This is a genomic window from Fangia hongkongensis FSC776 = DSM 21703 (assembly GCF_000379445.1).
Taxonomy (GTDB): domain Bacteria; phylum Pseudomonadota; class Gammaproteobacteria; order Francisellales; family Francisellaceae; genus Fangia; species Fangia hongkongensis.
Map to the genome: position 1 here is coordinate 272,560 of NZ_KB902240.1, position 8,592 is coordinate 281,151.

Consider the following 8,592-nt stretch of genomic DNA (forward strand, 5'->3'; position numbering starts at 1 on the left):
TATTTCTATATTTTCATGGGCTTTTTTTTTGATTTTTCATATGATAAACCCATCTGAGTATTTATTATAATAAAGGTTATACTAATGAAAATCATCCTCCTTGGCCCACCGGGTGCAGGCAAAGGCACACAAGCAAAAAAAATTGAAGCACACTTTAACATTCCGCAAATCTCCACAGGTGATATGCTGCGCGCCACTATTAAATCCGGCTCTGAAACAGGTATAAAGCTTAAAAAGATTCTTGATGCTGGCGAGCTTGTATCTGATGATTTTATTATTGAAATCGTAAAAGAGCGAATTTCTAAGGCTGATTGCAAAAATGGTTTTATGCTTGATGGCGTACCAAGAACCCTTGGACAGGCTGAAGCACTTAAAAAATTAGGCGTTGAAATTGACTGTATTGTTGAGATCACCCTTGATGATAACATTATCATTAAACGCATGTCAGGCAGACGCATTCATGAGTCATCTGGGCGCACCTACCATATTGAGAACAACCCACCGAAAGTTGCTGGAAAAGATGATGTGACAGGCGAAGATTTAATTCAAAGAAAAGACGATGCTGAAGAGATTGTCAAAGACAGGCTCAATGTCTACCACAAACAAACTGCTCCATTAATTGAATATTATCAGCACTTTAATGACCCAAGCAACCAGCTTAAAAAACCAGCTTATATTACAGTTGATGGCTCAAAAGGTGTGAATGAAGTGACCGATGTTATTATCTCAAAATTAACTGAAAAGGAAGTAAGCTAAAGCATTACAGCTCTTCAGCCTCTTGATATTCCAACAGGTCACCTGGCTGACACTTAAGCACTCTACAGATTTCTTCAAGCGTTGAAAAGCGCACAGCTTTGGCCTTATTATTTTTTAAAATTGATAGATTTTGCTCAGTAAGTCCAATCGCCTTGGCTAAATCTTTTGAGCGCACTTTGCGTTTAGCCATCATTACATCTAAATTAACAATAATACCCATGTTAAACCTTAAATCGTTAATTCTTGTTCTTCTGAAACAACTTGCGCAATTCTCATCACTCGCGAAATAAGAATAATTACAAATCCTGTAATAAGTGCCACAATATCAATGCCACTTAATGTAAGTGATAAAACACGCTCCCCTGTTGGATTATGATAGCTTAGAATGACTGAGATCAGACCACTGTATATTACCCCAGCAATCACCCAAGCAAACAAAGTATAGCCAAGTGCTTGATAACATCGCGTATTTTTTAAAGTAAAAATGTCGCCTTTTTCATAAGATCGAAAAAGCACAATAAGTTGCCTGAGTCCATACATAACAACACCCGCCGGCAACATTGAGCTAATAAAAGCAAGCAGCTTTGTCACAAGCGTTATGCTATCTGTCTTAATATAACTCAAAAAGTCTGCACCAATGCCAACATCAAGCATCCAGTTTCCACTATTGCCAGAATTAGTAGGATAAAATGTTAGCCAATAATACAAAATAGCAATTGGAATAAGGTAAAAACAAATCTGGAAAAATATTCGATAAAAGCGACTCAAATTTTCTATCTTGTCATACATAATAATAACCCTCTGTTAGTGATTTCCTGAATAATCATATCAAGAATAAAATACAAATCAATAATTTATTATCGAATATCAATAAAATATAATCGTTAAACTTTATTTTTCCTTGAAAAAATATAGTATCATATACCTTCATACACACCTCATTGGTTCTTAGAATATACAAAAAACTGTGAAATCGCGTGTGCTATGTATACAATAGAGAGCATTAAAAGATGCCTTCATAGTAACGTTAATATATTTATGCTCATCTCTAAGCTTGATCACAAACGTGATATCTACTCCAATGCAATTTTGCCGACACTTTCTTTGAACTTGGTTGAGTTTTTCACAACACATCAAGATGATACCCAGCTTATTATTACCCCTGATGCACAAAAAGCGCAGCAGCTATATCATGAAATAAACTACTTACTGCCTGATAAAAATATACACCTTTTCCCAGATCTAGAAATTCTTCCATTTGACTATTTCTCTGCCTCAGAAGACATTCATTCAACAAGGCTTAAAACGCTATATGCAATCAGCAATCATCAGGCAGATATTATTCTGATAGCAGCCACAACATTGTTAAAACTGCTCCCCCCTGTCAGTTTTATCCAAGGGCAGTCCTTGGTGTTAAAAAAAGGCGATACGATAGAGCTCACTGAGAAAAGAAAAATCCTTGAGATGGCAGGTTACCGCTTAGTGACACAGGTTCTATCAAGGGGTGAATTCAGCGTTAGAGGCAGCATTTTAGATATCTTCCCAATGGGCGCCAACACCCCCTTTAGAATTGATTTATTTGATGATGAAGTAGACAGTATCCGAATCTTTGACATTGAGTCACAGCGCTCCTTAAGCCCAATTAATGCGATTGATATTTTACCTGCCAATGAATTTATATTTGATGAAAGAACATTAGATACCATCGCCGAGAATTGGCAGCAATTTTTCCCTCATATTGCAACAAATGCGAGTATTTATCAGGATTTAATGAGCAAAAAATCAATCGGTGGCGTTGAGTTTTATTTAAAACTATTTTATGAGCAATGCGCAAACTTCTTTGACTATTTACCCGAAAATACCATTGTTCATCAAATTTATAATATCGATGAAGCCAAGCAAAAATACTTTAGTGACATTGTGGCTCGCCATGAGCAATTACGCTACGACCGAGAGCGTCCACTTTTAGAGATTGATCAGGTTTATCTTCCACTTGAGCAAATCACCAAAGCACAAAAAGCATTCAAGAATATTAAATGGCTTGCATCTACAAAGCAAAAATCAACTATTTTACCCTATCAAACAATCGATGATATCCGCGTACATTATCAATACAAAGAACCCTACAAGCATTTGCTTAATTTTCTTGAATCCCATCATTTCAAAAAGGTTGTCTTTTGTGCTGACAGCATTGGGAGAAAAGAGGTTCTATTAGAGAATCTTACCAAGTTAAATATAAGAGCCACTTCTTGCAATAACTGGCTGGAGGTTAATCAAACAAGTGCTCAATATATCATAATAAGCGCCCCTTTCATTGAAGGTTTTTTTACTCAAGACAGTGCACTTATTACAGAATATGATTTATTTGCCAATCATGTTGCAAGCTATAAAACACAAAAAACCGAAAGCAAACACCCAAGTGTTGCGATTAAAGATCTCTCAGAGATTACCCCAGGCGCTGCTGTCGTACATATTGAATATGGTGTTGGTCGCTATCAAGGCTTAACCAAACTTGATATTGCCAATCAGGAAAATGAATTTTTAACATTGAGTTATAAAAATAATGAAAAGCTCTATGTGCCCATTCATGATATCCACCTTGTCAGTCGCTATAGTGGAACAGAGCTAGAGCATGCGCCTTTAAATAAGCTTGGCACTGAAAAATGGGAAAAGGAAAAAGAAAAGGCAGCTAAGAAGCTCAATGATATTGCAGCAGAGCTCCTTGCAATTTATGCTGAGCGCAACTTAAAAAAAGGCTTTGCTAATATATTTGATGAAAAAGCCTATCTATCATTTTGTGAAGGGTTTCCTTTTGAGGAAACAGATGATCAGCTGACAGCCATTAATGATGTCATCAAAGATATGATCCGCGAGAGACCAATGGATCGCTTAGTCTGCGGTGATGTTGGCTTTGGTAAAACAGAAGTTGCAATGCGTGCAGCATTTATGGCAGTACATAACAATAAACAAGTGGCCATTTTAGCACCAACTACACTTTTAGCTCAACAGCATTATGATAACTTCAAAGATCGCTTTAGTGAGCTTGGCGCTAATGTTGAGCTGTTATCACGCTTCAAAACCATCAAAGAGCAAAATAAAATCATTGATCAGCTACAAACAGGCACAATTGATATTATTATTGGCACACATAAGCTGCTCTCTGAAAAAATCAGCTTCAATAACCTCGGTCTTCTGATCATCGATGAAGAGCATCGCTTTGGTGTTGCTCATAAAGAAAAAATGAAAGCAATGCGCGCCAATATTGATATTCTAACGATGACCGCAACTCCAATCCCACGCACACTTAATATGGCCTTCTCTGCCATTCGCGATTTATCAGTGATCTCTACTCCGCCTGCAAAGCGCTTGTCTGTGAAAACATTTATTAAAGAAAGAAAACAAAATGTGATACGTGAAGCAATCCTTCGTGAAGTGCTGCGCGGTGGTCAGGTCTATTATCTTCATAATCAAGTTGATACCATTTATGATAAGGCAGATGAGCTCCGTCAACTTTTCCCTGAATATAACATTGCTGTCGGTCATGGACAAATGCGCGAGCGAGAGCTTGAAAAGGTCATGTTTGAGTTTCAACAAAACCGCTATAGCATCCTTGTTTGCACCACTATTATTGAAACAGGCATTGATATTGCCAATGCCAATACCATTATTATTGAACGAGCGGATAACTTTGGTCTTGCCCAACTTCATCAACTTCGAGGACGTGTTGGACGCTCTCACCATCAAGCTTATGCTTACCTGCTAACACCACCTTTTCAATCCTTGCAAAAAGATGCTAAAAAACGCCTTGAGGCAATCTCTGAAACGGCCTCTATTGGTGGAGGGTTTATGCTTGCGAATCATGATTTAGAAATTCGCGGCGCGGGTGAGCTTCTTGGAAAAGAGCAAAGTGGAAATATGCAAGGCATTGGCTTTAACCTTTATATGGACTTGTTAAATAAGACAATCAAAGCACTACAAAATGGTGAGAAGTTTGATATCCATGCGATCAATCAGTCCTTTAGCAACCAAAGTGTTATTGAGCTTCGTATTCCGGCTTTACTACCTGAGGAATACATCTTTGATGTCCATACTCGCCTTGATTTATATAAACGCATATCAAGTGCAGAAAATCACAATGAGCTGAATGATATCAAGATTGAAATCATTGACCGTTTTGGTCCTTTGCCTAATCACGCCCATTATCTATTTAAAGTTGCGCATTTAAAACTTGATGCAACTTCACTTGGCATTCAGCGCATTGAAATGCACTCATCTGGTGGAAAAGTGATCTTTAACCAGCCTCTTTCCTTTGACCCAATGATTTTAATCAGCTTTATTCAACGGCATGCTCAACATTATCGAATTAATAAAGATCAGCATATTTTTATCTTAGCAGCATTAAAGCAAGCTCATGAGCGAATTGAGTTTATTGAGAATTTTCTACAGTCGCTTCTAAAAAAACAATGATACTTTGCTTTTAATTTGCAATGGTCAATCAAATCTAAGTATAAAGTTTTCTTTAGCCCAATTATCAAACACTTTAAAATGCTCTTTTGCTTGCGCCTCATTGTCACTACTAAACACACCATGACAAAGTCCTTGTATATTAGAAATGGCAGGTTCAAGTAAATCACCTTCGCTTACCAGAGCTTTATATGCCTTTACAAACGATAAGTCACACTCGTGTGGCATCTCTTTGATCTTTTTAGCTTCATGACCTATGCTATGCACAATCCAGCCACCACTATATTGAATATTTTTAGCTGAAACCTCTTTTGGCTCTCTATCAAATGAGCTACACAAAAGCCAACTGTTAATATCAATATTTCTTAATAAACGATTGGCAAGGTTAATCTCAGCACCTCCTGTTCTACAGGCGATCTCACACAAGGTTACTTTCCCTTCATGAATAAAATACTCAGCATGAAAAGAAAATAGCGTATTTAGCTCACAGACATCTATCACGTTTTGATGATACTTTTTTAATAAATGGAATATTTCGGATTGCTCAGATAATAAAATCGAGCCCAAAGAGCGCCCTGCATCAAAGTCCTGAATAAAACCATTTATATACTCCCCGCAAGATAAATACAGTACTTTATTGCTGCATGCAAATCCATCGACATGATATAACGCCCCTTTCGTATAACACTCAACCATCAATGCCGGCTCTGTAAAGGCATTGATTTTAAAATTAGACGGTGACAGTTTTTCGATATCTTCCTCAGAGCACAGAATTTTTGTACCAACCCCACCGCCACCTTCTTGTTGTTTAAACACAAGTGGAAAGCCATGACAATCTGCAAATTGATACAAATCGAGAACTGAATGGACTGCTTGATAGTTTGTTACGTTAACTCCTTTAGATGAGAAATAATCTTTCATTCTAATTTTATTTCTAAAACGTTTTAATACTTCCTCATCAATATACTCAAGCCCAAGCCAAGCTTTGATTCGCTCAGCTCTATACATATCAAACTCCGCACAAGCAAAAACACACTGAATCGTCATTTTTTGAGATAACTGATAAATGCATTGCTCTATTTTGGAGCTGCAATCATAGCGTTCAATAACATGAAATGATTGTGTTAGCGCCTCTAATTTCTTTAATTGGCCCATGCAGAGTTTTGAGAGTTTCTCTTTTGATAACAACACCGTGACTTGCTTGGCAAAAGGTATAGATTCAAGTAAATGAATCAGCTCTAAAACATATCCCCGATGAAGAATAACTACGCTCACACTAACTCCTTTTGTTGTAGTTTTATTGATCCTTGCAATACTTCATTTACCTTATCCATATGTTTTTGACATACACTATAACTGTCACCATAAACTACATATAAGCAGTGGCGATCATAAGAGCTCTTCGGTGTTTGCGCCACCTCACTAATGCTTAAATTAATGGTAATCTCATCAAGATTAAGTTCTTCTAATGCCATAAGGTTTATTGGCTTATGATAAATCGCACCCTCAGGGAAATTATAAAAGCAGACACTCGCAACCAAGGCCTTTTTTTCTTTAGCCGGATAACTTATATGAGCTAGATCATATAAATACTTCTCGACTAAATCTATCCCTGTTGCTAAGCGAACCAAACTTACGATCCGATCCCCTCCCACCCTTGGGTGTCCCTCTATAATATATACACCTTTTTCATTCACCATAACCTCGGTATGAGAAGGCCCTTCGTAAAGCTCGACTATATTGAGAAAAGCCTCCACAGCTTCATTTATCTTCTTCTCTCGCTTTGAGGATAACGCTGCCGGCACCAAATGGCCACACTCAATAAAAGCACTATCAATTCTTTTTTCTGTTATCGCTAGTATTTGATGCTTACCTGCTTTAGTATAGGCCTCAATACTATACTCTTTCCCTATTATAAACTCCTCAATTAAAACCACCTCTAACCCTTGGTATCGCTGTATAATGTTGGGGATCTCATCTATATTCTGACTAAAGCGCGTAATCAGCTGACTGCCTGTACCATCAACTGGCTTGATAATAATATCTTGTTTAGTTATATGTAAAAAACTCTCTAGCTCCTCTATACTGAGCACTTGACTCCAAAGTTTATTAATCTTATTACTTGAGGCTAATAACGCGCGCATTTTTGCCTTATTACACAAACTTTGCACGCACTTAACACTATTTCCACTAAGCTTATATGCTTGATTTAGCTTAGCTGCAAGTACAAGATATTTTTCAGTAAAGGATACAAATTTCGTGATACTAAATATTTGATTGGTTTTAGAGATAAATGAGATGATCTCTTGCACCTGCTCGAAGTCGATACTATCTAAGGAAACTTTAATATAGTTTTCTTGGAAAGAATAAGACGCTTTTCCCTCTCGAATATCAATTATTTTAGCCCCTTTTGGCGCTCTTTGTAAGATTGCCTCTATCGCTCCAATTAACACAAACCACATACAGCCTCCTCACGACAACAAATTTGCTTCAGTTTTTTGATAAAGTTCCGCCAAAAGTTCTCTTGATCTTTTTCAGAGAATAAAGCGCGTCGATACTGGGAGCGTAATACATAGAGATCCTCATAATTATCAACATAAAGCATCATATCGAATTTAACATCATTGCCCATTGGTTTATGTATAAATGCATCATCCATGTTATCAGCTCTGCTGCCTCGCTTATCTAGCATACTGATAAAGAAAGTTGTAAGCGGAAAGCTGTCTTGTTCTAACTCTAGGCCAAGTGAAAATAACAACTCATCATATTGATAACTTTGATGCTTTATTGCCTGAAATACGCCTTTATGAATCTTGTTAATATAATCATTTATACTCTTATTCAATGAGTTGTCATACAAACTACGGATAGTCACTAAAGAGATAAAGTTACCGACCATTTTCTCTTCAATCTCACCTATACGACCCAATGCCGGGGTTCCAATCACAATATCATCTTTGGCACAATACTCATGTAAAGATAAGAAGTATACCGCCAGAATAATTGAAAATGGCGTACAGCCTATTGCTTTGGCTGTAAGTTGAATATCTGCACTCAATGTTTTGGTAAGTGAAAAGCAAACCTCATACCCGTGGAGTGTCAACACTAATCCGGACAGTTTTCTTAAGCAAATTTAGATTTTCTCTCAAACTCTACAGGGGATAAATAATCATTATGTGTATGCCTCCTTTTACGGTTATAAAATACCTCAATATATTCAAAAATAGCTTTTTTAGCTTGCTCTCGTGTCTTAAAGTTTTCATGGTAAGTACATTCAGTCTTTAAGGTTCGAAAAAAGCTTTCAGCCACAGCATTGTCCCAGCAGTCTCCCTTACGACTCATGCTTTGTTTAATTTGATGTTGTTGAATGAT

Annotated in this window: 8 protein-coding genes; 2 read left to right on the forward strand and 6 right to left on the reverse strand. The window is 37.1% G+C overall.

What is annotated here, in order from left to right; genetic code table 11:
- Positions 1-84: 84 nt before the first annotated feature.
- The gene (adk, locus tag A37Q_RS0102720) at positions 85-756 is read left to right on the forward strand and encodes an adenylate kinase (RefSeq protein ID WP_018298734.1); all 672 of its coding nucleotides are present in this window, start codon (positions 85-87) and stop codon (positions 754-756) included.
- Positions 757-760: 4 nt separating this feature from the next.
- Here adk and A37Q_RS0102725 read toward each other — a convergent pair whose 3' ends face one another.
- The gene (locus A37Q_RS0102725) at positions 761-976 is read right to left on the reverse strand and encodes a helix-turn-helix domain-containing protein (protein ID WP_018298735.1); all 216 of its coding nucleotides are present in this window, start codon (positions 974-976) and stop codon (positions 761-763) included.
- A gap of 8 nt (positions 977-984) precedes the next feature.
- Positions 985-1,545: a DUF2975 domain-containing protein gene (locus A37Q_RS0102730; RefSeq protein WP_018298736.1), complete on the reverse strand. Its 561-nt coding sequence runs from the start codon at positions 1,543-1,545 to the stop codon at positions 985-987.
- A gap of 249 nt (positions 1,546-1,794) precedes the next feature.
- Here A37Q_RS0102730 and mfd point away from each other — a divergent pair, with 249 nt between their 5' ends.
- Positions 1,795-5,223 (forward strand): transcription-repair coupling factor, encoded by a 3,429-nt coding sequence (gene mfd / locus A37Q_RS0102735; RefSeq protein ID WP_018298737.1) that lies wholly within the window; start codon positions 1,795-1,797, stop codon positions 5,221-5,223.
- 24 nt (positions 5,224-5,247) lie between these two features.
- Here the strand turns inward: mfd and A37Q_RS0102740 are convergent, their stop codons facing one another.
- The 4 genes from A37Q_RS0102740 to A37Q_RS0102755 all read right to left on the reverse strand — a co-directional run.
- Positions 5,248-6,495 (reverse strand): ATP-grasp domain-containing protein, encoded by a 1,248-nt coding sequence (locus tag A37Q_RS0102740; RefSeq protein ID WP_018298738.1) that lies wholly within the window; start codon positions 6,493-6,495, stop codon positions 5,248-5,250.
- Positions 6,492-7,682: an ATP-grasp domain-containing protein gene (locus A37Q_RS0102745; protein ID WP_018298739.1), complete on the reverse strand. Its 1,191-nt coding sequence runs from the start codon at positions 7,680-7,682 to the stop codon at positions 6,492-6,494. The genes A37Q_RS0102740 and A37Q_RS0102745 overlap by 4 nt, the downstream gene beginning before the upstream one ends.
- Positions 7,667-8,326, reverse strand: a complete 660-nt coding sequence (locus A37Q_RS0102750) for a condensation domain-containing protein (protein WP_169710225.1) — start codon at positions 8,324-8,326, stop codon at positions 7,667-7,669. Before A37Q_RS0102750 ends, A37Q_RS0102745 begins: the two co-directional genes overlap by 16 nt.
- Before the next feature lie 17 nt (positions 8,327-8,343).
- Positions 8,344-8,592 (reverse strand): IS3 family transposase (locus A37Q_RS0102755; RefSeq protein WP_018298741.1); only part of this gene is annotated, 249 nt, incomplete at its 5' end.

Excerpts from the sequence above, each read along its gene's own strand:
- mfd (WP_018298737.1), top strand. The coding sequence starts at position 1,795 with ATGCTCATCTCTAAGCTTGATCACAAACGTGATATCTACTCCAATGCA.
- A37Q_RS0102730 (WP_018298736.1), bottom strand. The coding sequence starts at position 1,545 with ATGTATGACAAGATAGAAAATTTGAGTCGCTTTTATCGAATATTTTTC.
- adk (WP_018298734.1), top strand. The coding sequence starts at position 85 with ATGAAAATCATCCTCCTTGGCCCACCGGGTGCAGGCAAAGGCACACAA.
- A37Q_RS0102745 (WP_018298739.1), bottom strand. The coding sequence starts at position 7,682 with ATGTGGTTTGTGTTAATTGGAGCGATAGAGGCAATCTTACAAAGAGCG.
- A37Q_RS0102725 (WP_018298735.1), bottom strand. The coding sequence starts at position 976 with ATGGGTATTATTGTTAATTTAGATGTAATGATGGCTAAACGCAAAGTG.